Source organism: Vibrio antiquarius, from assembly GCF_000024825.1.
In the GTDB taxonomy this organism is placed as follows: domain Bacteria; phylum Pseudomonadota; class Gammaproteobacteria; order Enterobacterales; family Vibrionaceae; genus Vibrio; species Vibrio diabolicus.
The window spans coordinates 1,819,284-1,842,717 of the sequence record NC_013456.1; the positions used below are offsets into that span (position 1 = coordinate 1,819,284).

25 protein-coding genes are annotated in these 23,434 nt (G+C 40.4%); 22 read left to right on the forward strand and 3 right to left on the reverse strand.

From position 1 onward, the window contains the following. Window positions 1-137: 137 nt before the first annotated feature. The 3 genes from VEA_RS08560 to VEA_RS08570 form a co-directional block, all read right to left on the reverse strand. Window positions 138-911: a hypothetical protein gene (locus VEA_RS08560; RefSeq protein ID WP_012841708.1), complete on the reverse strand. Its 774-nt coding sequence runs from the start codon at window positions 909-911 to the stop codon at window positions 138-140. Window positions 912-925: 14 nt separating this feature from the next. Continuing rightward, complete coding sequence (locus VEA_RS08565) at window positions 926-1,768, reverse strand: hypothetical protein (protein ID WP_012841709.1); 843 nt, start codon at window positions 1,766-1,768, stop codon at window positions 926-928. Window positions 1,769-1,903: 135 nt separating this feature from the next. Continuing rightward, a complete protein-coding gene (locus VEA_RS08570; protein ID WP_012841711.1) occupies window positions 1,904-3,250 on the reverse strand; it encodes a tyrosine-type recombinase/integrase in 1,347 nt (448 codons plus the stop codon). Between the two features lie 294 nt (window positions 3,251-3,544). Here VEA_RS08570 and VEA_RS08575 point away from each other — a divergent pair, with 294 nt between their 5' ends. The 22 genes from VEA_RS08575 to VEA_RS08695 all read left to right on the forward strand — a co-directional run bounded on the left by VEA_RS08575 (window position 3,545) and on the right by VEA_RS08695 (window position 23,147). Then, window positions 3,545-3,982, forward strand: coding sequence for a GNAT family N-acetyltransferase (locus VEA_RS08575; RefSeq protein WP_041852934.1), 438 nt, complete (start codon window positions 3,545-3,547; stop codon window positions 3,980-3,982). A gap of 139 nt (window positions 3,983-4,121) precedes the next feature. Then, the gene (locus VEA_RS08580; RefSeq protein ID WP_005433790.1) at window positions 4,122-4,523 is read left to right on the forward strand and encodes an HIT family protein; all 402 of its coding nucleotides are present in this window, start codon (window positions 4,122-4,124) and stop codon (window positions 4,521-4,523) included. A gap of 175 nt (window positions 4,524-4,698) precedes the next feature. Continuing rightward, window positions 4,699-5,334 carry a LysE family translocator gene (locus tag VEA_RS08585; RefSeq protein ID WP_006741481.1) on the forward strand — a complete coding sequence of 212 codons (636 nt, stop codon included), beginning with the start codon at window positions 4,699-4,701 and terminating at the stop codon, window positions 5,332-5,334. Window positions 5,335-5,487: 153 nt separating this feature from the next. Continuing rightward, window positions 5,488-6,198 carry an SEC-C domain-containing protein gene (locus VEA_RS08590; RefSeq protein WP_006741482.1) on the forward strand — a complete coding sequence of 237 codons (711 nt, stop codon included), beginning with the start codon at window positions 5,488-5,490 and terminating at the stop codon, window positions 6,196-6,198. A 134-nt stretch (window positions 6,199-6,332) separates the two neighbouring features. Beyond that, window positions 6,333-6,806: a hypothetical protein gene (locus tag VEA_RS08595; RefSeq protein ID WP_012841714.1), complete on the forward strand. Its 474-nt coding sequence runs from the start codon at window positions 6,333-6,335 to the stop codon at window positions 6,804-6,806. Window positions 6,807-6,917: 111 nt separating this feature from the next. Next, a complete protein-coding gene (locus VEA_RS08600) occupies window positions 6,918-7,100 on the forward strand; it encodes a hypothetical protein (protein ID WP_012841715.1) in 183 nt (60 codons plus the stop codon). A gap of 478 nt (window positions 7,101-7,578) precedes the next feature. Then, the gene (locus VEA_RS08605) at window positions 7,579-7,836 is read left to right on the forward strand and encodes a type II toxin-antitoxin system Phd/YefM family antitoxin (protein ID WP_012841716.1); all 258 of its coding nucleotides are present in this window, start codon (window positions 7,579-7,581) and stop codon (window positions 7,834-7,836) included. Beyond that, a complete protein-coding gene (locus VEA_RS08610; RefSeq protein WP_012841717.1) occupies window positions 7,824-8,126 on the forward strand; it encodes a type II toxin-antitoxin system RelE/ParE family toxin in 303 nt (100 codons plus the stop codon). The genes VEA_RS08605 and VEA_RS08610 overlap by 13 nt, the downstream gene beginning before the upstream one ends. Before the next feature lie 178 nt (window positions 8,127-8,304). Beyond that, window positions 8,305-8,775 (forward strand): GNAT family N-acetyltransferase, encoded by a 471-nt coding sequence (locus VEA_RS08615; protein WP_012841718.1) that lies wholly within the window; start codon window positions 8,305-8,307, stop codon window positions 8,773-8,775. 150 nt (window positions 8,776-8,925) lie between these two features. Further along, window positions 8,926-9,576 carry a hypothetical protein gene (locus VEA_RS08620; RefSeq protein WP_006741484.1) on the forward strand — a complete coding sequence of 217 codons (651 nt, stop codon included), beginning with the start codon at window positions 8,926-8,928 and terminating at the stop codon, window positions 9,574-9,576. 116 nt (window positions 9,577-9,692) lie between these two features. Further along, window positions 9,693-11,054 (forward strand): MATE family Na+-driven efflux transporter, encoded by a 1,362-nt coding sequence (locus tag VEA_RS08625; protein ID WP_006741485.1) that lies wholly within the window; start codon window positions 9,693-9,695, stop codon window positions 11,052-11,054. Window positions 11,055-11,197: 143 nt separating this feature from the next. Continuing rightward, window positions 11,198-11,836, forward strand: coding sequence for a class I SAM-dependent methyltransferase (locus VEA_RS08630; protein WP_006741486.1), 639 nt, complete (start codon window positions 11,198-11,200; stop codon window positions 11,834-11,836). Between the two features lie 730 nt (window positions 11,837-12,566). Continuing rightward, complete coding sequence (locus VEA_RS08635) at window positions 12,567-13,817, forward strand: OmpA family protein (RefSeq protein ID WP_012841723.1); 1,251 nt, start codon at window positions 12,567-12,569, stop codon at window positions 13,815-13,817. Between the two features lie 820 nt (window positions 13,818-14,637). Further along, window positions 14,638-15,273 (forward strand): hypothetical protein, encoded by a 636-nt coding sequence (locus tag VEA_RS08640; RefSeq protein WP_012841724.1) that lies wholly within the window; start codon window positions 14,638-14,640, stop codon window positions 15,271-15,273. Between the two features lie 517 nt (window positions 15,274-15,790). Further along, entirely contained in the window at window positions 15,791-16,069 is a 279-nt protein-coding gene (locus tag VEA_RS08650; protein WP_020840791.1) for a hypothetical protein, read from the forward strand. A 1,424-nt stretch (window positions 16,070-17,493) separates the two neighbouring features. Beyond that, complete coding sequence (locus tag VEA_RS23380; protein ID WP_012841728.1) at window positions 17,494-17,727, forward strand: hypothetical protein; 234 nt, start codon at window positions 17,494-17,496, stop codon at window positions 17,725-17,727. A 181-nt stretch (window positions 17,728-17,908) separates the two neighbouring features. After that, window positions 17,909-18,535: a hypothetical protein gene (locus tag VEA_RS08660; RefSeq protein WP_041852936.1), complete on the forward strand. Its 627-nt coding sequence runs from the start codon at window positions 17,909-17,911 to the stop codon at window positions 18,533-18,535. Between the two features lie 1,313 nt (window positions 18,536-19,848). Further along, the gene (locus tag VEA_RS08665) at window positions 19,849-20,385 is read left to right on the forward strand and encodes a nucleotidyltransferase family protein (protein ID WP_041852937.1); all 537 of its coding nucleotides are present in this window, start codon (window positions 19,849-19,851) and stop codon (window positions 20,383-20,385) included. Between the two features lie 147 nt (window positions 20,386-20,532). Then, window positions 20,533-20,982, forward strand: a complete 450-nt coding sequence (locus VEA_RS08670; RefSeq protein ID WP_012841729.1) for a hypothetical protein — start codon at window positions 20,533-20,535, stop codon at window positions 20,980-20,982. 644 nt (window positions 20,983-21,626) lie between these two features. Continuing rightward, the gene (locus VEA_RS08680) at window positions 21,627-22,091 is read left to right on the forward strand and encodes a hypothetical protein (protein WP_041852925.1); all 465 of its coding nucleotides are present in this window, start codon (window positions 21,627-21,629) and stop codon (window positions 22,089-22,091) included. Continuing rightward, the gene (locus VEA_RS08685; RefSeq protein ID WP_041852926.1) at window positions 22,058-22,540 is read left to right on the forward strand and encodes a hypothetical protein; all 483 of its coding nucleotides are present in this window, start codon (window positions 22,058-22,060) and stop codon (window positions 22,538-22,540) included. The genes VEA_RS08680 and VEA_RS08685 overlap by 34 nt, the downstream gene beginning before the upstream one ends. A 151-nt stretch (window positions 22,541-22,691) precedes the next feature. Further along, window positions 22,692-23,147, forward strand: coding sequence for a hypothetical protein (locus tag VEA_RS08695; RefSeq protein WP_012841682.1), 456 nt, complete (start codon window positions 22,692-22,694; stop codon window positions 23,145-23,147). Window positions 23,148-23,434: the final 287 nt, after the last annotated feature.

Below are 23,434 nucleotides of genomic sequence, written 5' to 3' on the forward strand. Positions count from 1 at the left end.
CATACCTTATCTTATCCGTATTTTACTAACTTAAGTTATTACTCTAACAAGGTTCTGTCCAAAAGAGAGTTAAACAGCTTTCTTGCAAGAAAGCTGTATCTCTAATTTGAATAAGATGTTTGAGGCGTTCAAGGCACCTAAGTTGGTATTGTGGTGTTACGTGTGTTTCTCTCAATCAGAGTTTTAAAATCAAGAATTTTTCTCTGATTTCTGGGTTTGGTCATTGCTTGCGCATCATCCACGACGCATATCCCAGCGGCGGTGTTCTGGCAAAACTGAGAAGCCAGGCAACGTACTTCAATGACTGAGGCTTTATCGCGGCGATGCGCTTGTAAGGTCAGGAGTGATTTCGATTCGTCATACTCAATGAATTCGTAGTCTCGGAACAGCAAAGCAAAACTCACCGCCGCTGCTTCGGCGTCTGTAGCGGGAACGGTGGCGTAATGGCTTCGGGTGATAGGAACGGAGTGAATTGAGTAATCATCATTGAGTAATACCGATAAGTTTGGATGCATGTCAGCAATATGGCCTTGAATGTAGTCTCTGCGTATATCTTGATAAAATTTCTGGTATTGGAAGTACGAGAGCGTAATGCCGTGGCTAATATCCCAATTGTTATCTCGTAGTAAATCGCTAAAACAATAATCATCAATCTTCAACAGTTGCTTGAAGTTGTCAAAACCACCCAACGTCCGTTGGATTTGTTTTTGGCTCACCCCACGCTCGAGCAGGTCGGCTTCATTGAGATACGGTTCACTGCGCAGAATCGTGGTGACCAGTTCAATGAGACCGATGTCCACGGCACTGATGCCTTGTATCACAAGCGGGGCAAAGTAGTCTGAGTGGGAGTAAGCCAAGCCGTCATCGAGTGCAGAAATTACGCTGAGGCGTATTGGGTTAGTCATCATCATGGTTAAACTCCTAATTAAGAGAAAAGGGTACATGTCAGTCTTGGGGCAGTGTAGTAGCCTCGATAGGTCAGCCAGCGGAAGTAAAAACGAATGGCGTCAATACGTTGTTTTTGCTCTTTGTGGCATACGTTAGATTGTCGGAGTGACTCACGATATTGACGAATGTCTCGCGTCTGTATGTATAACCTTTCATTGCTGCTGGAGTGCTTGTCGTCAACGATGCGTAAAAACTGATGAAGGTAATCTGCAATCTGATTGAGTCTGAATCGAGGCATTCCTGAATGAGCACGCTCTTCCATTAATTCACTTAACCAGTTGAAGTATGGAAAACGGAGTTCCTCTTCTGCATTGCTCAAGTCTAGAGGGGGCAAGGTTGGGAAATCGTCTTTTGTCGGTTTGTGTTTGTAAGCACGAACCACAGGAAAATGTTTAGCCATTAAATGGATTTGCACTAATAATTGCTGACTCAATGACGGAGAATCGGGAAGGTCATGGGGGTTGTTTTTGAAAAAGCACTTAGCTTGTAAGCGCACTGCTTTCGCTCTGCTTATTGCATGTTGTAGTTCATCTGTTTTCAGTGCCACAAAATAATGAGACTTAGTGTGGCCTGAGATTCTTAAGGATAATGGCGGTGTGATTTTGACTTGATAAATGCCATGCTGATTGGTGGAGATATGATGGGCGCGAAGCTGACGGTGTTGCTTTATTCCGATGTTTTCAGTTTGATGAGTGACGGTTGGGCGGCCTTTTCGACGTATACGGCGCAGTGCTTGCATTTCACCAAAGCGAGGATGTTCGCTGATGGGTTTTACCTCAAATTGGCTTAAGTGAGCTTGATGTAAGTTCGAATTTGGCATAGGCGTGATTCCTTCTTGGCTGAATTTAGGATGCAGAAAGCTGCACCCTAAACTGGTTGAGGGTGTCATAAGTGACGGTGAGTTAAGTGGCGTTAAGCCATTCAGGCTCAGTGGTAATGCATACTGAAGCGCTGGTTATGCGCTCTGTTTATTCTCCGCTTGATATTGTCCTGCAATCGAATAGTAGTTGCCTGTCGATTCCACAATATAATCGCTCCAGAATTGAAGAATTTCGTATCGTTCATCGAGATACAACGCACTGTTGTATGAAGCTCGAGTGGTGTTCTTATCTAAATGAGCAAGACACATTTCAATGGCATCTTCACGGAATTGTTTGTGTTCATTGAGATACGTGCTAGCAATGCCCCTAAACCCATGACTGACGAGCCTGCCTTTCAAACTAGTGAGGTTGAGTGATGAATTCACGGCGTAAGGACTTATGTGCGGGAATTTGGTATTAGGCTTGTCAGATGGAAATACGTGGATGTGCTCTCCTGATATTGGTCGAATGAACTCTAATATCCCTAACGTGTAGTCATTCAGCGGCACTAAATGTTCACGTTTGCCTTTGGTGTAGAACGCTGGGATTGTCCAAAGTTTATTCTTAACGTTGATATCACACCAGCGCATGGCAGCGAGTTCATCTGCGCGAGCCATCGTGTGCATTTGCATTTCGAACGCGCAACGGGTGACGGGTTTCATTTGGTTGTTTGACATGATAGCCATCACTTCACCAAGTTCGTTTGGCGGTACTTTGAGCATGTGAGTGACTTTTGATTTGGCAAAGTTGTCTTTAATGTCGGCTAAGCAATTAGATTTAATGATGTTTGAGTTTACCGCGAATTTCATCACTTGATTGGCAATACAACATGCACGTTTTACATTTTCTAATTGTCCTTTAGCCTGCATAGGTTCGATGACCGAAATGACTCCAGCGGCAGTGATATAGGTTAGGGGGAGGTTGCCTAGTTTAGGGTATAGGTTACGTTTTAAGAAAAGACGCTTGCGATGTGACGAGCGCACTTTGTTGGTGATGCGGTCGATTTCATCTTGCCCGAATACCGTGCCTTTAATTCTAGCCCTCTCACGTTCTTCGACAATCAGCTTTTCTCGGTTAGTGGTCTCTTGAATTTCTTCTTTCAGAAGCATCTTTTCTGCTATCGCTTTAAAGGTCAGTTGGCTTTCAACCAAACGGTCTAACTTCTGCTTTTCACGAAACAGCTTTGGGTCAATGCCTTTCGTCATTTGCTTACGAAGCTCTTTAGCGACCTTGCGTACTTCGTCCAGCGTCATATTAGGGTATGAGCCAAGCCCCATTTTTTTACGCTTTTTAGTGCTAAAGTCTGTGTAGATAAATAACCAGTTTTTAGAGCCGTTTTTACGTATTCTTAGGTAGAGATTTCCACCATCTGATAGTGAATATTCTTTGTCACTTTTCGCTGCATTCTTGATTTGTGTATTTGTTAATTTATTGATAGCCATGCTGCTATCCTCCTGTTTATTTATTTGTTTGTTCCCCTTCAACTTATCAATCGATTTTGGGGTACGCAAGGGGGGGCTAGAGCTGTGAGATGTAGTGAGAAAAGGTGACTGTGAAAGAGTGTTATGTTATTTTAAATCAAACGGTTAGGCTGCCTTTTGAGAAGTGGTGAGTCCTAGTGATTAGTGTCTGGGAATTCTTAAGAGTGATTCGCAACGCTTGGCAGTTTCGCTTCGCTCAAGTATAGCCAAGCGCCGCTCACACCTTAATGCGGCGTTAGGCTTTTTGGAGGAAACATGGATATTTCCCTTAGACGGGCGAGTGAGACAGATATTCCTTTCTTGCTGTCATTACGTGATAAAACGATGAGGCAGTATCTAGAAGAAGTCGGCATGCCAACAAGTACTGAAGAATATGAAAAGCGAATACGCTTTGAGTTTTCTCATGCGCAAATCGTTGAATCGGATGGCAAGCCTATTGGGTTGTTCAAAGCTACATACACCGAAGAACTTAACTATTGGTATTTGGTTCAAATTCAGATCTCTCCAGAGTTTCAAGGTTTGAAAATAGGCAGTAAGCTAATTCTTGACCTAATTGCTAAAGCGGAAACAACGAAATCTAAGGTTGGATTAAGCGTGATTGAAACGAATCCAGCTAAGCAACTGTATTTGAAATTGGGCTTTGAAGTCGTGAAAAGCTCTGGGGCTGAGCAGTTGTTGGAGCTACAAGCCTAACAATCTGTTTAAGAGTGATTCGCAACGCTTGGCATTTTTACTATGCGTTGCGTTTAGTGTTTAAGGTGGTATGCGGTGGCATCGGCATGGCGTTGCTCACACCTTAACAGGGCGTTAGCATACTTTGATAGGAGTTTAGATGACTACGATAGTCGAACAAATTGTTAATCGTGAAATTGACTCGGTCATCGTGTACGAATCTGACCAAGTTATAGCTTTTGCAGACCATGATCCAATCAACTTTGGACATATTTTAATTTGTCCCAAGACTCAATACCGCACTTTCATCGACTTGCCCGAGTCTGTGTTTTTAGAGATCACCGACGTCGCAAGAGATTTATATAAGCGTATAGAAGCTAAGTTCAATCCCGATGGTATCGGCTTTATGCAAAACAACGGAGAGGCACCTCATTTCAACGAGCTCGACCATTACCATTTGCATATTTTCCCTCGGTTCCATGGCGACCAGTATGGTTGGATTAGTAGTGAACTTGGGATTCAAACTATGGATAAACTTAGAGAATCACTTAAAGATCTATGAGCGTTAAAAAAGTATGCTAACAAATTGTTCAAGAGTGATTCGGCACGCGTGGCATTTTTACTATGCGTTGGTTTTAGCGGTTAAGGTGGTATGCAGAAGCTTCGGTATTGCGTGCCTCACACCTTAACAAGGCGTTAGGGCTCAATCACGCAAGTTAGTACAAGGATGATTATAAATGTTGGAGCAATACTTATTTCTACTGCCAATCGCTACGCTGTTACTCATTGGCGCGATGACACCAGGCCCTTCATTTATCTTGGTTGCGCAAACAGCCATATCAAAATCTAGATCTGAAGCCATGTGTATTTCTATAGGTTTAGGTTTGGGGGCAAGTACATTTGCATTTATTGCCTCAATGGGGCTCATTGCACTTTTTGACGCTGTGCCTGAGTTTTACGTAGCATTCAAAATTCTTGGTGGTCTATATCTATGTTATCTGGGGGTGAAAATGTGGCGTGCGAGCAAAAGCAAAGTTGTTTCTGCTGACGCAGAGCTAACTAGCAAACCAGCTCATTTTAAGGCGGTAGTCCTTGGCTTGGCGACACAGTTAAGTAATCCAAAGACTGCAATTGTATTTAGCAGTGTGTTTGCAGCCATGTTACCCGTGAAAGTTCCTGTTCATACAACATCAATATTAGTTGTTGGTGTGTTTGTCTTAAATTTTTCTTGGTACTTCCTAGTTTCTATTTTGCTATCAAGTCCAAAGGCTCAAGCCAGTTATTTACGATTTAAATCCTACATCAACAAAGGTTCAGGTGTATTAATGGGGTCAATGGGTAGTAAGTTTGTTGCTGAGAGTTTCAAGCCCTAACAAAGCGTTCAAGAGGGATTTGGCACGCGTGACATTTTTAATATGCGTTGAGTTTTGTGTTTAAGGTGCATTGCAGAAGCTTTTGTATTGCGTGCCTGCACCCCTTAACGCGGCGTTATGTGAGTTGGTGGGGTCAGAGTTAAGGAAAATATAATGAATACAGAAGAATATTGGAGACTATGGAACGAGTCACTTTTGAGAACTCTTGGTTTAAATTTAAATCCATCGTTTGGACCAGAGTTTGAGTTCAAAGATGTACCTTTAGACAAGATTCAAGGAACAATTTCTTTAATTGAAGATATCTTCACTAAAATTATTAAAAAAAGAGATCAAGATGGCGTTAGTCGTGAGATTACAAGGTTAGATTGCACAAGGTTATCCTATGAATTGCAAGTTGAATTAAAGAAGAACGGTATAAAGTCTATATTAGTTACTGGTGACTATGTTTTTCATGGCGAACCAATGTATAACGTATCAGAGAAATATATTGTTTCCCAATTAGGGGCATCATCACCAGGAATGGGATTACATACTTGGCTTGTGCTAGATAATTATTTATTAGTTGATTCGTCAATAATTATTTTTAATGAAAAAGAAAAGTTTTTGGCAAAGGAAATAGATGGAAAACCGTACATTACAGATATAGAAAAAATCAATTCAGACTTGTTCTACATTCCTTTCGTTTTGGGTGAGGAATATTTGATTAAAATTAATGCGCTTCATTCTACTTCCGACGTACTGTTATCTGATGTGAACGTCAAAGGTGACTTACATACAAACACATCGATTGAACCTTCGAGAAATACACTTTGTCCATGTGATAGTGGTGATAAGTATAAATACTGTTGCGGTAAACTCACATAACAAACTGTTCAAGAGGGATTCGCAACGCGTGGCATTTTCACTATGCGTTGGTTTTAGTGATTAAGGTGGTGTGCGGAGGCATCTGTATTGCGTCGCTCACCCCTTAACAGGGCGTTAGCCATCAAAGGAGAGAAATGAACAAATACACAATTTTGCGTCTATTGCCTTTGCCCAAGTCTACAAAGCTCAATTGGGTTATTACGTTCATAGAGCGTGATTATCGGGGCCATATTGGTAAGGCTGATAAACCAGAAAAAGTGCGCGATTTAATGCAATCATGCCGCTGGGAAGTTGGGATGCCGGAAGAAGAACTAGAACACCACTTAAGCCAAAAAATCTTGAGTAAAGCTCGAAAAATGAGAATACCAGTGCCTGAAGCAGACTTTGACGAAGATGGTCACGATAACATGCAAAACTGGGTTGAAGGGAGCCAAACTGGGTATCGCTATCTTAGTGCGCAAGGTTATGCCAAAGTTCGCAGTAGTATCCGTAAAGAGCTCAAAGAACGACGAGATTTAAGATCTCATTGGGTGGTTTGGTTATCAGCAATTACAGGATTAGTAGGTGCAATCACAGGTCTTCTTGCTGTTATTGGGTCAAATGGCTAACAAAGCATTTAAGAGTGATTCGCAACGCTTGGCAGTTTCGCTTCGCTCAAGTATAGCCAAGCGCTGCTCACACCTTAATGCGGCGTTAAGCATTACGAAAGGATAATGACTATGAATCAAGCTCCTTCATATGAAGAACTAAAAGATAGCGAATGTTTTTGGTTGCAGTTAACACCTTATATTGCAGGTATGAATGAGACCTTAGATGGGGCTCTGGAAGATAAACCCTTATCTTCATTCCTTTACTATGAGGTTAATAGATGTGAAGTGGAAGATGGTTTTGATTTTCCGTAACAAGACTTACGCATCAATGTATGGGAAAGGAGCAGTGAGGAAATTCTTTCTTTGTCAGGAAAATACCCTCTTGGCTTTATTAAATTCTATGAAGATAGTGCAAGTATAAGGTTAATGTGCAGGAGTGAGCTTGTTTCACGCATGGTATCAACCTTGGGGTTGGTTAAAGATAACGAAATTGAGTTTTTTGTAACCATTCCAGTGGTAACCAGCTCAGGCCCCTATATTTATCCAATACTAAACTATCAATACAGAGTTAGTTCATCGTCAAAAAGATCAAATGCTTAACAAAGCGTTTAAGACGGATTCACAACGCTTGGCGATTTCAGTTTAAATTGAATTTAGTGTTTAAGGTACAATGGTTTAGGTTTGGTGGTTTGCGTTGTTCACCACTTAACGCGGCGTTAGCCGTCATGAAGCTTGCTATACTCAAAGTGATAGAATAGTATCACTTTAGTATTCCTTTGGAGCAGCCCTCATGAAAGTAGAACTAGTTACATCACTTAAGCGTCAAGCAACTAAGATCCTCGCTGATCTCCACGACACTAAAGAACCGGTATTAATTACTGAGCATGGTAAGCCATCAGCGTATCTAGTTGATGTTGATGATTACGAGTTTATGCAAAATCGTTTGGTTATTCTGGAGGGTATTGCACGGGGAGAGCGTGCACTAGCTGACGGTAAAGCGGTAAGTCATGATGAAGCCAAGGACAAAATGTCAAAATGGCTGAAATAATCTGGACTGAGCCGGCACTATCTGACCTCAATGATATCGCTGAATACATAGCACTTGAAAATATCGTAGCTGCAAAGCAGTTTGTACAAACGATCTTCTCTAAAGTTGAACGCCTAGAAACTTTCCCAGAATCAGGTCGTATTCCGCCCGAACTAGAACATTTAAGTTATCGTGAAGTTGTCGTTAATCCGTGCCGCGTTTTCTATAAACAAGACGGTGACAAGGTATTTATTCTGTTTGTTATGCGAGCAGAGAGAGATTTGCGTAAGTTCTTGTTGAGCAAACAATAACTTTTGGGAATGAGCGGCTAACAAAGCGTTTAAGACAGATTCGCAACGCTTGGCAGTTTTGGTTTTAATCGGCTTTAGTGTGTACGGCACAATGGCTTAGGTAAGGTGGTGGCGTTGCTCACTACTTAACGCGGCGTTATGTAGCCGCGAGAGGACGGTAAATTAAAAGGATTTATATATGTTAAATATTCGGCAAGCTCGCATTGAAGATATCAGTGTTATCAAGAAACTACAGTTTCAGCTTAATGAGTATCATCAAGCAAATTTACCTGATGACTTTTTATCACCGGAAGAAATTGAACAAAAAATAGACCTACACAAGATAATCAAAAGTGAAAGGTCGATTTTTCTGGTAGCCGAAAGCAAAGGGCAGTTAGTAGGTTTTGTTTTTGGTGAGCTATGGGTTCGTAAGTCTTGGACGCTCAAACAGCGAAAGATCGCAAGCGTTGAACAGATTGTTGTGGATTCATGCTTTAGGAGTCAGGGTGTTGGATTGGCGCTAATAGAGGCATTTGAGGAAAGGGCTATTTCTAACGGCGGAGAAGAGCTGTGGTTAGAAGTATATTCTTTCAATGAATCAGCTCTAGCTTTGTATCGCAAAGCTGGTATTGAGCCCAAAATCCAAATTGGACAGAAAGCACTAACCTGAAAGTCGGCTACATAACAAATTGTTCAAGAGTGATTCGGCACGCGTGGCACTTTTACTATGCGTTGTATTTAGTGATTAAGGTGGTATGCGGAAGCATCGGTATTGCGTACCTCACACCTTAATTGGGCGTTATACAAATGGAGTAAACCGATGATTAAAGAGTCTACTTTTAGAAGCTACATCGAAAAGTTCGATGTTGATGTCGACAGTTGTGTTGCGAATTTGAGGTCATTGAGTCGTGGCTCTGATATCTACGAGTATCATAAATCAACGGCTTATGAACTACTCATGGAAATTACGCCCAAGAATAATAAAGATGCCCTCATGCTAGTGCTTTCTCCTCGAGCGGAATCAAAAGCGCAAAACCTAGCAATTCAAGCAAATGTTCATGCTGCGATTCATGCTGCTCGCTCGTTATACGACATATTTGCTCAGCTATTAAATAAAGTTGTATTGCATGAACGATTTTCGGTCGGAGAGTGTATGTTGTATAAAGTTAGACCGTTAATTACAGAGCCAACTCTTAAAGAAGCTCTAGATTGTGTTGTTGGTTCGGAGTCATATAAGTATATAAGTGCATTTGTGAATACAATCAAACACAGAGACTTGGTTTATTTGGGCGCAAATTTGGATCTTGTTGAAAACAAAGCGGGGTTAAAGTTTGAAAGCTTTAGTTATAGTAACGAAACGTATCCTTCTTTGTGGGGTATTGATGCATTGGAGCATTCGTTAAATGCAAAAAATGCCGTAATCTCATTGGTTGACATTTTTGAACAATACACCCTTCAAAAATTTGTATAACAATCTGTTTAAGAGTGATTCGCAACGCGTGGCATTTTCATCATGCGTTAGTTTAAGTTATTAGGGTGGTATGCGGAGGCGTGGGTATTGCGTTGCTCACACCTTAACAGGGCGTTATGTTTTCGGCAGATTTCTACCACAAGGAAGTTTATGTGATCAAAAATGATATAAAATCAATAAATTACCGACTTTGGCTTGTGTTGGCTTTAACTAGCTTTATGCCATTAATTTACTCTACAACAAGAATCTACTTTTTAGGGAGCATCCCTAATACTTGGACATTTAGTATCGCAGCACAAGTTGCATGGTTAAATGTTGGATATGAAGTGCTTAGTGAAGCTTTATTAGTTCCATTGTCATATATATTAGGCAAGTCTTTATCGGATTGTGCTAATTTTAACTATAAGGGTAAAAAAGCCTTAAAAATCATACTGTCTAGCTATTTTTTTGTAACGCTCTTTGTTATCACTTATACAGAAAATTTAGTTGTTGCTATGCAACAACAGAAAGAGTTGTTTGATGCTACAGTTGCTTATATTAGGCTTGAATCATTAGCAATATTTATTTCAAGTATATATGCTTTTTTTTCATTGGTTCTTGTTTTGAAAAATGAGAAAAAAACGATGTATAAGTTGTTGTCTATACAAGTACTGTTAATGATTTTGTGCGATAGTTTATTAGTCAGTCAGTTACCATTTTCCCTGAACTTTGGTGTCAATGGTGTAGCATTTAGCAATATTATTGTTAATTCAATCTTAGCTGCTGTTACAACGATATACTTTGTTAAGTCTGGTTTATTTTCTAGCTCTTCTAAAGAACATGCGCGACAGAGTGCATGGATTAAAGAGTGGGTAAAAATAGGGTGGAAGTCAGGTTTAGAGTCGCTTGTTCGTAATACTGCATTCATTGTTATGATTTTACAACTAGTGAATGAGGTTCAGCAGGCAGGTACATACTGGGTAGCAAACCAATTTATTTGGGGGTGGTTGTTACTTCCAGTATTAGCTTTAGGTAAGTTGGTTACGCAAGATGCCGCTACAAATAGTGGTCTATCAAAAGTGAGAGTTCAGAGCTACCTTTGGCTAACTGTTGGAATTGTTCTTGTCTGGGTAATAACATCACCAATGTGGAGTGGATTTATATCTAATGTAATTGGTATTGCAGACCCTAGTAGTATCATTGATCTAGTGTGGTTATTAGTAGCTTTTTATATCGTATTTAGTCTGAATAACGTTATTGATAGTTACTTCTATGGTATTGGTCGTACAGATCTAATGCTCTATCAATCGTTAATAGTCAACAGCTTATTCTATGGTAGTGCTTTTGTGTGTTATCAAGTCGGCATGTTTGCCCCTAACCTTGAAACTATTAGTTTAATGTTTGGTGTAGGGATGACAGTTGATGCCATCATTACATGGCTGCTATATCACATACATCGTAACCGAAAGAATGACGGTTTTGTTCTTGTCACAGTGTAGTGCAAGAAAAACATAACAATCTGTTTAAGAGTGATTCGCAACGCTTGGCATTTTTGCTATGCGTTGCGTGTAGTGTTTAAGGTAGTATGCGGTAGCTTCGGTATTGCGTTGCTCACACCTTAACAGGGCGTTAGCAGTCAAGGATGAATATGAAACAAAACTACCAAGTTCATGAAGACATGTATGTTGAAGCTCGCGAAGCTGGCTGGGAAGGTTGGGGTGGAAACGAGCGAATGTCTAAAGCAGTTTTAGTGGAGCGTTTTCTCGAGCTATTTAAACGACCCGTGCAAGGTAAACTGCTCGAATTAGGTTGCGGTGAAGGACATCATTGCAGAGCTTTCCAGAAGTTGGGCTTTGAGGTGGCAGGTATAGATATTTCACCAACCGCAATTGAATGGGCAAAGGAAAAAGCCAGAGCAACAGGAGTCGAGGGTAATTATTATTTAGCGGACCTAACGGTAGCGTCTCTTGAACTTCCAGAACGTTATGATGTTGTCATTGACGGTAATTGCTTGCATTGTATTATCGGTGCAGATCGAGTCATATTTTTGAGTCATGTTTATCGTTCACTGTCTGAAAACGGGGTATTTTTTGTCAGTAGCTTGTGCTCTAAAAATGGAATTAGCTATGAAACTTATAGAGATGGCAGTCCATATCGTCATGTTACCTCTGAAAGTGATCTAATTGTTGAACTAGAGAAAGCAGGGTTCCAAGTGCTTCATGTCAGTGTCTATGAGCGTGAAACTTCAAACCACATAACGGTGTATGCGATAAAAGCATAATTTTGTGTAGAAAAAACTGCTAACAAATTGTTCAAGAGTGATTCGGCACGCGTGGCATTTTTACTATGCGTTGATTTTAGTGGTTAAGGTGTTATGCGGCGGCTTCGGTATTGCGTGCCTCACACCTTAACAAGGCGTTAGTACTGGATGGGCATCAAAGGTTAAAAGTTTCGGGTTTATCGGTTTATTTTCCTAGCTTTACACCTAGTCAAATGTGCCTTTCACGTTCTTTCCGGCGGCACTATATGAGTTGTGTTCGCGTTGATTTCACCGTTTACGGTTTCTAACTTTCGGGCTATTTCTCTGGTGCGGCTTCTTTGGTGTTGAGAAATTTTCGTCAAAAAACGAGTTTCTTTGGCGCGGTTGTTTAGTTCTGAAGCCCGTCTTCTTTGCTAATTTGAAAACGGTGAAAATAGGTCATTTAAGCAAGTTTTTGTTCTAGCCAACTTGTGTTTTGAGAGTGAGTTCTAGTTTGGCTGTTGTCCCTTTGGCGTCAGCGTTTTATGCCATAATTTTCGTGCTATATTTCAATATCTTGGTGTGTGACAAAGGCTTTAATGGCAGCGTACTAACAAACAATTCAAGAGGGATTCGTAACGCGTGGCATTTTTACTATGCGTTAAATTTAGTGATTAAGGTGGTTTGCGGTGGCATCGGAGTTGCGTTACTCACCCCTTAATTGGGCGTTAGTTTTTTTGAACATGTAATATGGATTTCCGGGAGTTTATTGTTGAAAGATTTGTTTGATAGCTTGAATAGCTATGGATCGTTACTTGTGAAACTAGTGATAACCATAGGTGTTGTAGTCGTTTTTTCATATTGTGCATTCAATATAAATTTTTTCCCTAAGGGATTAACTTTAGGTGATAGTTTAGTATTTATATTTGTAGCACTTGGGTTTGGTGTTTTTTACCTTTTTTGGCTAGCTCTTGGCTATTTTTGCCTTTATGGTTTTGCATACCCTTTTTCTAAAAAGCTAGGGAAAAATGACTCTAAAACTACAAAATTATTTATGATTTTTATTGGGTTGGTCTTTCTCGGGTTTCTTTCAATATTCTATTTTTCCACGGACGATTTTAGGTCTGTATTAGCGCCGTTAGTAAGTGGTTCGATTCTACTGATAACAACCTTTTTTTGGAACTCTAAGCCAGATGGGTTAAGTGATCTTGAGATTCAAAAGAGAGAGAAAGCTCGAGTGGGTATAATCATACTGGCATTTTTTATAGCTCCATTGATAGGAACGACTACTGTTTCACGAATCGTTGACTCGAGCTTCAGGGTTTTTGGTATTAACCAGAACAATGTGTCCTTGGTTCTAAGTGAAAAAAATTACAAAATTGTAAGTCGAGTCGCAAAAGGTTTAGAAGTACCTTTATTCAGTTGTGAGTTGGACAAAGGCACCACAAGAATAATTCATAATGTTAGCGTATTATGGCATGGAATTGGTGACAAAAGTTTAATTGCCCTACTTAAACCTGATGACAAGGGTTTTACGCCCGTTGCTAGTCTTGAGTTAGAGAGTCAAGGAACTAATATCTTAAAAGCCTTAGATGGTAATACTAGCTTCAATGCATGTATAAGTTTTGAATCAGATACATTATTTGACTCATACGAATCAACTCCTAGTGCCCAAGGGCTCAAAAAATTAGACGTTTTTACTAATAAAATTCAAGGATATTTGAAAAGTTCAAAACTTGAGATAGCCTCGGCTTCAATTACAGGATATACCGACAGAATGCCGGTGCTTTCAGATGTTGATACAAATCATGCGTTATCGCTCAGGCGAGCAAAAAGTGTTTTTGGCTCGCTATCCTCGCTATTTAATGAGCATGTAATTAAATTGGTTAAAGTGACCGGAAAAGGAGCACTTAACCCTAAGTCTAAGTGTGGAAAGGAACTTGAGAGTATGGAGCTAAAGGAGTGTTTGTCTGTGGACCGACGTGTTGAAATAGAGTTCCAACTAAGAACAATCAAAAACTAACAAACTGTTCAAGAGTGATTCGCAACGCGTGGCATTTTTATCATGCGTTGGTTTTAGTGTTTAAGGTGGTATGCAGAAGCATCGGTATTGCGCTGCTCACACCTTAACAGGGCGTTAGCACAGGGTTGGCATCAGAGGTCAAAAGTCTTGGTGTTTATTGGTTGCTTCTCCTAGCTTTACACAGGATCAAATGTGCCTTTCATGTTCGCTCCGGTGGCACTATATGAGTTGTTTTCGCTTTGATTTTACCTTTTACGGTTTCTAACTTTCGGGCGATTTCTCTGGTGTGGTTTCTTTTTCGATGAGAAATTTGCGGCAAAAACTAGTTTCTCTGAAGATGCTGTTCAAGTCTGAAGCTCGAATCCTTTGTTAATTTGAAAACGGTGAAAAAGGGCAGTTTTGCATATTTTTCTTCTATCCAACTCGTATCTTGAAGTTAGCTTTTGATTTTATAGTTGCTCGTTTTACTTCAGTGTTTTTAGCCACAAGTTTCGTGCTATATTTCAATATCTTGGCGTGCACCAAAGGCTTTAAAGGCAGCGTGCTAACAAACAATTCAAGAGGGATTCGTAACGCGTGGCATTTTTACTATGCGTTAATTTAAGAGATTAAGGCGGTTTGCGGCGGCATCGGTGTTGCGTTACTCACCCCTTAATTGGGCGTTAGCTTAACATTTAAGTTCATGAACAAGGTAGTCAGGCAATTATGCTATTTATAAATTGCAATGTTGTGTGAAACTAAACAAAAAAGTAGTAAGCATATTTGTGCTCAAGTTCCAATAAGTGTATTAAGCATTATCAAAATCTATATTGGAGGCTTTATGAGAGTGCACAAATCAAAAATTGCCGCAGATCCAGTTAAGTACTACACGCATTTGATTGGTATGGAAAAGTACGAAGCTCGTATGAGACAGGAGCCTAATGCAATTACAATTATTACAGGAATTGTACTTTATAGAGAGTTACCTAAGAACAAACAGTCCGAAGTTTTGAAGCTAATATTGGCTTTGAACGATGGCCAGTTGAAAGCTTCACTATATGGTTTAGTTTCTCAAGTGGTTGCAAATCCATACTGGTTCTCATGGTCACTTTCTGATCGGGAGCTCAGAGAATTTTTTGATACCAATAAGGATGTGACTAATATATTGAAAGGTCTTGGCATAGACTTCTCGCTCCCTCTCACAGTAGCAGGTATATCAGCATTTTTGCTTTCATCAGCGCAACAAGGGGTAAAAAGTGCTTCCAAAGAGGTTGCGACTCAGTTGAAAAAGCAAGTTACAAGCTCACCAGTTGCGCAGATTGCAAATAGACTGGGAGTGACCAAACAAGTTGCAGGCAAAGCATCGGCAATCTTGGTCGTAATGGTCAGTGTAATTGCTTATCAAACACACTTAAATGCAAAAGATGCGCGGAAGGAGCTTCTTCGCAGAGGTCTACTTCAACCGGAAGATTTGTAATGCTAGTTTTAATACTAATAGTGATATTGTCATTGGCAACAATTCATTTCTCGCATGTACTATTGATGCAGTATATGTTCTCTGAAGAAAAGTTATCGCCGAGTACTACTTTTCTTCGTCCATTATCTTTGTGTGTTATGGCTGCATGTGCCCAGTACTATATTCTTTCAATGATAACAGGCTACAATTTACCCGAGGTTGCGGGATTGGCTCTCGTGGCTACGAATGCATTCTTCTTCGTTGGTTTTTATTTTGCGTACAAAGCAAGAGTAAAAAGCCTGGAAAGTAAAAAGCACTCCTGAGTCTATATTAAGCTAACAAAGCATTTAAGAGTGATTCCCAACGCATGGCATTTTTCATTCCATCGTTGGGTTTTGTGTTTACGGTGGTAAGGTTTAGTTTCGTGGTAGCGTTGCTCACACCTTAATGCGGCGTTAGGCGACATGAGATAAACGATAGAGTAGTGATAGTATCTTGGCGTGCATCTAGCTTCAGTTAACGGAAAAGGAGGGGGTTAATGAATGGTAAAGCATTTGATAATTGGCAAAAATCGCGAAAGAAAGGATGTTTAAATTGGCTTTTCAGAACAACTTTCGTCACAGCCATTTTGTACATGATTTTTAATGTTATTTTCCTGTATCCATCTTCTGATGCGGCAAGCATTACGATTTTCTTATCGGATAATGCTCTTAATTACTCAATTTACACGATCGGGATGTTTTTCGCATTTTGGGCTATTTGGCTATACAACGAGTCTTCGTATGAGAAAGAAGTTAAACGTAGAAATGTCGCCTAACAAACTGTTCAAGAGGGATTCGCAACGCGTGGCATTTTTACTATGCGTTGATTTTAGTGATTAAGGTGGTTTGCGGCAGCTTCGGTATTGCGTTGCTCACCCCTTAACAGGGCGTTAGTTGCCAACGAGATAAACGCAGCTAAAACAAAATATTTAGGGCTAATGCCCGTGTGTTTTTGGCTGGTTTTTCGTATTTCAATTTCTAGCCATCTGGGTTTGTGAAAATCGTGCTTGGGTTTTCTGTTTCAGAAACCGATTTACTTGTTGCAAGTTAGCTCTGTGAATTTGTCTGTCCAAAAGTGATTTTTGGTGTTTTTAGCCCGTTTTCTGCCGCGTAGTATGTTCCAAGTGGTTTCAGCAATAAGCGCTTTGAAACTGCGCCTGATTTGAGTTTTACAAAATACGTAGAGGTCGTGTTGGCAAAGCGGTAATGAACCTCAAATCAAAGCCTTGGGTCTGGCAACTAACAAACTGTTCAAGAGGGATTCCCAACGCTTGGCGGTTTAATGCTAAATTTGGTAAAAGTGTTTACGGTGCAAATGTTTAGGTTGGGTAGTTAGCGTTGCTCACCCCTTAACAGGGCGTTATGTTTACTTGTATTTCAAAGGCTTAAAGGTCTTAGGATCTAGTTCTTTGTCCCTCTGGCAATTCGTCCCTAGTAGACTCAGCAAATCCGCATTATCGGTCTAAGTTCTTGAATCTCTCTGCCCGTAAAACATGCCAATGTTCGTGGGTTGCTTCATTGTCAGGTCGTGGCGGTTGGCTTCTGGTTTAACTGGCTTAAAGTATTTTTTAGGTTCTTAGCCAATTAGCATTTCAGCTTGGCAGTTGCCTCGGCAATTGAACATTGTCTTACGCTTTGGTTGGGAAGAAAGGGCGCTTGTTGTAACTCGGTCGGGTTGCCTCATTGGGCAGGGAAGTGGACTTACTGGTTTTGGGTTGGTCGCCTTTGGGGGGCAAGTCGGTTCTTGCCTTGTGGTTTAGCTCAGAAAACCAGTCAGAAATAGCAGTTCTTTCTCAAGTAAATCATGTATTTGTGGTAAAACATAACAAACTGTTTAAGAGTGATTCGCAACGCGTGGCATTTTTACTATGCGTTACGTTTAGTGTTTAAGGTGGTATGCAGCGGCTTTGGTATTGCGTTGCTCACACCTTAACAGGGCGTTAGCCTAATCCAATAATAAGTGAGTCTATATGACAGATAACATTTGGGAAGATAGAGAAACACCAGATCTTGAGCACATTCTAGGATTATTCAATAACGTTGAGTTAGGGGCATATCTAACAGGTCATCTATTCTTGAGTCAGTATTAGTTCAATTAATCGAGCTGAAGCTTGACGATAGTGAGAAGATAAATCCATTCAATATGAGTTTTCCTAGTAAGGTTAGCTTAGCTCTAAATCGCGGTTTAATTTGGCAATCAATGGCTGATTTTTTGATCGAAATGAATCGTATCAGAAACAAGTTAGCGCATCGTTTAGGTGAGCCCATTACTTTTGATTTACTCTTTGGTTTAGCCAGAGCTGCGCACTTGGGCGGCGTCGATTTTTCTGATGACACAATACATTCTGATTACCAGTTGTCTCAGCAGTGGTATGGGGTACAAGGAATCATCCAAGAAATATTTCAAAATGCCGCGCAGACCTTTCATTTATAATGGAAGAGCATGGTGGGGAATTTCAGTTTGCTTAGGCTAACAAAGCGTTTAAGACGGATTCACAACGCTTGGCATTTTCGGTTTGATTCAGCTTTAGTGTTTACGGCACAATGGTTTAAGTGTGGTGGTCTGCGTTGTTCACCACTTAACGCGGCGTTATAAAGATAGAGGAATACGTTAAGTGACAGAAACAATAATGGCTTACCTTGATGCAGGAGATTATGGTTATGTTTTTCTGTTTATTGCTATATCAATCGTCATTAACTTTGAAAAGATTCTTTCTACGTATTCAACCCATAGAAAACGCCGCTTAGATTCATTGGAGCGTTCAGTATCAATTGAAAGTTTAGATGAAAGGCTAAAGCGTCATTTGCATTCGGAGGTTGAGATAGAAACTTTTTATCTTACTCATGGCGTGAGAGTTAGTCGTGTACTCTTAAACGGTATGTTAGATCTTAGCGACATCATTGGCACTCGGGTTTCGTTTAAGCATATAATTCGTTGTAGCCGATTACTTCCCAATCTCAAAGATGTTCATAAAGAGAACTTTCAAATTGCTATCGATAAATTTGATAAACTATATGCATATTATAATTTGGGGCTAGGTTTGCCGGGTTTTATTGGAGGGATAATATGGTTTGCTTACAGCATATCTCAAATAGTTACGTCGCCAAATTACCCAAGTTTAATCGTCTCTTGTTTCACGGTATTAGTCAGTTTCGCCATGTTGTTCCAAGGTGCTCCTTATATATCGACCAAAATTATTAATAGAGAGCTACGTGATTTACCTATGCGTGAGAGCGTTTAGTCATCTTTATAACAAACTGTTTAAGAGTGATTCGCAACGCGTGGCATTTTTACTATGCGTTGGTTTTAGTGTTTAAGGTGGTATGCGGCGGCATCGGTATTGCGTTGCTCACACCTTAACAGGGCGTTAGGCGACGGGCAGGAAAGTTCTTTGTTCTCATCTTCTTAGTTTTCTTTGAGCATTCGTTTTCTATGTCGGCAATTCAACATTGTCGGCTCAAATTCTTGAATCTCTTCTGCCGTAAAACATGCAAAGCTCGTGGGTTGCCTCATTGGCTTTTGGCACAGGTTGGTGGTGAGTTTCACTAGCTCAAAAAGTGGCAACGGCAAGTCAATCGTAGTTTTCGTTTTTGCTATTAGCTTGTAGCTGTTGGTTTCTCAGGTTAAAAAGCTACTTAGTCGCTGCAAATTCGCATTTCGTGGTTGTTGGAACCTTGGCTGAAACATAGTGTCATTTGTGATTCTTGAATCACAAAAAATCAGTGGGTGTTTGGTTGCTTATGCGGTTTCGGGTAATCTGCTTTCAAACCAACTTAAACACTGGTGGGAAACTTCGCCTAACAAGGCGTTTAAGGCGGATTCACAACGCTTGGCGGTTTCAGTTCCAGTCAGGTTTTGTGTTTAAGGTACAATGGTTTAGGTTTGGTGGTTGGCGTTGTTCACCACTTAACGCGGCGTTAGTCGCCGGAAAAAGCTAGCAATCAAAATCACGTTTCTAAGATTAAAATTTGGCTGATGATCGTTTGATACGCAGGTGCGTCGTCGATGGTCAAAACTCAATTTCAGCTGTTCTAAGTCCAAAGTTGTGTAAGTGTCCAAGCGGTTTTTTGTTCTTTGGTGCTGACAGAACAGGGCGATCGAGCGTCTGTTCTTGGTTGCAACTCTGCCCGGTGAGTTTGTTGGTTCAAAAGCAGATCTACTCGCTGAAAAGTCGTCTTCTCTGGTGTGGTAAGTTCCACGTGGTTTCAGTGGCTTTGTTGAAAGTCCGCACTGTTAGATTGGTTTTCCAAAAGCGCTTTTTTGTGTTGTCAATCCGTTTTCTACGACGTTTTATGTTCCAAGTGGTTTCATTGAGTAGCTGCTTTGAGACTGCGCCTGACTTAAATGCATCAAAGCACATAAAGTTTGTTGTTCGCAAAGTTTAGTTCGGCTTAAAATTGTCGCTCGGTGCCTCGCGACTAACAAACTGTTTAAGAGTGATTCGCAACGCGTGGCATTTTCACTATGCGTTGGTTTAAATGTTTAAGGTGGTATGCGGAAGCTTCGGCATTGCGTTGCTCACACCTTAACAGGGCGTTATGGCGCAGGGCGAAAATGGATAAGATCGTAGAACTAGTTAAACAAGATCCAATCAGAGTTGAGGCACTCAATTGTGTTTCAGAGTTAGGTTTGCCGCAGTGCTATATAGCAGCAGGTTTCGTTCGAAATTTAGTTTGGGACTCACTGCATGGTTTCAAAGTATCTACTCCCTTGAATGATGTGGATGTAATCTACTTTGACCCAAGCGAATCTAACACCAATACCTATTTGGAGTATGAAGCACAACTAAAAGCCTGTATGCCACAGCTTAACTGGCAAGTACGTAACCAAGCTATAATGCACAAGCGTAATGGTGACAATCCTTATAAAAGTTCAGTTGACGCAATGAGTTACTGGCCTGAAAAAGAAACAGCGGTAGCAATTCGGCAAATTGGGCGAAACCAATATGAATGTGTTGCTGCTTTTGGGTTTGAATCCCTATATAGTTACTGGGTCACGTATAATCCTAAAAGGCAACGGGAAGCCTTTGAAAATCGCGTAAATTCAAAAGGGTGGCTAGTTCGGTGGCCATCGTTGAGAGTTGCGCCATAACAAAGCGTTTAAGACGGATTCACAACGCTTGGCATTCTCAGTTTGATTCGGCTTTAGTGTTTACGGCACAATAGTTTAGTTTAGGTGGTCGCGTTGTTCACCACTTAACGCGGCGTTATGAGGCGTCGCTATTTAGCTTAGAGATTTATGATGAAAAAAGGACTAATTTATCTATTACTTCTGCTTCTAGTTGGCTGCTCAGCAAAAGTCGATAAGCTGAGTTACTTGAAAATATGGGATGATAAATGGCAAGAATGTGACAAAATTGGTAAACAAACAGTATTAGATTTCCCTAAATCTGAATGGTTTGAAAGCTTGAGCATTGACGATAAGAGAAAAGTTTTCCTATACATTAATTTTCTTAAGGACTATGAGTGCACTCAAGCCGAAGCTAGTAATCTCAAAACTGTATTAGATGAGGCAGACATCACCACTTTAAATGGAATCTTAAAAGGCTTTATCTATTTTGAAAAGCCAAGTGATTCAAAAATTCAGCATTTAGACCTGCGTCAAGTTGAAGTTTTGTCTAGTGAAATTAGTGGCCCTTTTAATGTTTTAGCTACGGCGGAAAAAATGGGACTAGTTGAACATCAGTGAGAGCGCACCTCATAACAAACTGTTTAAGAGTGATTCGCAACGCGTGGCATTTTTACTATGCGTTGGTTTTAGTGTTTAAAGTGGTATGCGGAGGCTTCGGTATTGCGTTGCTCACACCTTAACAGGGCGTTAGTTGCCAACGAGAAAATCGCAGCTAAAACAGAGTGTTTAGGTCTAATCGTTCGTGTGCTTTGCTCGATTCTGCACTTTGAACTTCGGGCTCATGGCTCGCGGAATTGAGCTTCGATCTTTTCTTAGTTTGGTTTGCCGTTTCAGAAGCCGATTTACTTGTTGAAAGTCAGCTTTGTGGCATTGTTTCTCCAAAAGGTCTTTTGATGTTGTCAGTTCGTTTTCTACGGCGTTGCGTGTTCCAAGTGGTTTCAGTGACAAACGTTTTGAAACTACGCCTGATTTGAGTTTCCCAACATACGTAAAGCAAGTGTTGGCAAAGCGGTAACTAACTTCAAATCAAAGCTTTAGGTTTGGCAACTAACAAAGCATTCAAGAGGGATTCACAACGCTTGGCAGTTTTGGTTTGAATTAGCTTAAGTGTTTACGGCACAATGGTTTAGGTTAGGTGGTGGTGGTGTTCACCCCTTAATGCGGCGTTAAGCATTATGGTGTTTGCTCAACATGAGGTTTCAATGAATAGTGAAGAGTTTGCAGGTGAATACTTGCTAAAGAAATTTAGATTAAAAGACTCAGATATAGAACGTTATGAGGAGGAGATAAAAAATGGAGGAAACAGCCGTTACCTTTCTCTTCGAAAAATGTCACAACTTGAGAGCTATCATACTCCTGATTATGTAATCTCAGACGATGTAAATGACTCTCTTGAAGACATATTGTTTGTCGACGTTAGCGGTCCGAAAGGTGGTTTGTTAACTAAGACAGAAATTGAACTCGATAAAGAAATAGCTCGCATACAGTCTAAAATGTCAGTCGGGCAAACTCGCTCTGTAGAGTTAAGTAAGCAAGTGAAGCCGTTGATTCAGGGTGTCAAAAGAAAATTAATAAAAATCAACAAGAAGTATGCTTGTAATAGGGACGCGTTCCTGAACATCACAAGAATACAATGCATAACCTTGGAGCTTTCCAGTTATCGATAACTACATTAGAGCTGCTCGATTTATTATCCAGTGGAAAATGTCAGTTTAATGATATTGAGCAACTTGGGCTTAATCGCCCTGTTGTCTTTGAGTTCAATGAACTGTACAAAAACATCAGTTTTATAGCTTTTGTTGGCAGAGAAACTTTAGAAAACCAGTCGTACATATTTGTTAATAGTGAGTTTTTACGTTGTTCTAACAATATACTGGCTCAAGCAATCAAAAAGATGCCCTATGTAAATGGCAATGGTTTTCGAAGTACGAGATGTCCAAAATCAAAGCTGTTAATTGACATCAATCTTTCTGAAATTACCGAAGAAAATCCATATGTTTTTCCGTATGGAAATATAAATTATAAGGGTAATGCAATGCCCGGCGCAGATGTGCCTCTAGAAGAGATTGAACTGTCAAAGATCCACCAACAATTCAACGATGGCTTCTCAAAATAATGCTTAACAAACAATTTAAGAGTGATTCAGCACGCTTGGCATTTTTGGTTTGGGTTGAGTTTTGTGTTTACGGTGGTCAAGTTGAGTGAAGTGGTCGCGTGCTTCACACCTTAATTGTGCGTTATAGCGCTAGGCAATATTGGAGTTTAGTTTGAATATAGAAGTGAAGAAAGAGATTCATCAAATTAGAGATATTTTGGCTAGTTTTGAGAAATCAGACTTTCATAGCATGACTAGCTTTTATCACTCTTCTGGCTTTCCAAATGGTTGCTGTGGAGATGCCACAGATTTATTAGGCTTGTATTTATTGCAGTACCACAACTTAGACAGTGAATATGTCTGTGGCAGTGGGCTAGGTGAAAATTTCAACCAGTCCCATGCATGGTTGGTGTGCAATGGCTATATCATTGATATTACAGCAGACCAATTCAACGAAGATGGTTATGAGTTGCCTGCTGTTGTCATTGAAAAACAAAGCTCGTTTCACGAATTGTTTGATGAAACCACAAGTCGAAATACGAGTATTAATTACTTAAAAGGTACGGGTATTCCAAGCGTACTATCGAAAGTATTGTCGGTAATGCGCGCGTCGGAAGATGCGCTATAACAAAGCGTTTAAGACAGATTCCCAACGCTTGGCATTTTTTATTCTATCGTTGGGTTTCGTGTTTAAGGTGGTATGTTTTAGGTTCAGTGGTAGCGTTGCTCACTACTTAACGCGGCGTTATATTGTTTTTCAAGTTCAGGGATTAAAATGGGTGAGTTATTTAACACTCTGATGGTTTGTGCGGTGTTGGTTTCAATGTTTCCGCTCATAAAATCCAGCAAGAGTTTTTATGATTAATGGAATGAAATGGAGCATGAGCATTGGCGTTCTAGAGGGGCTCCACCGTT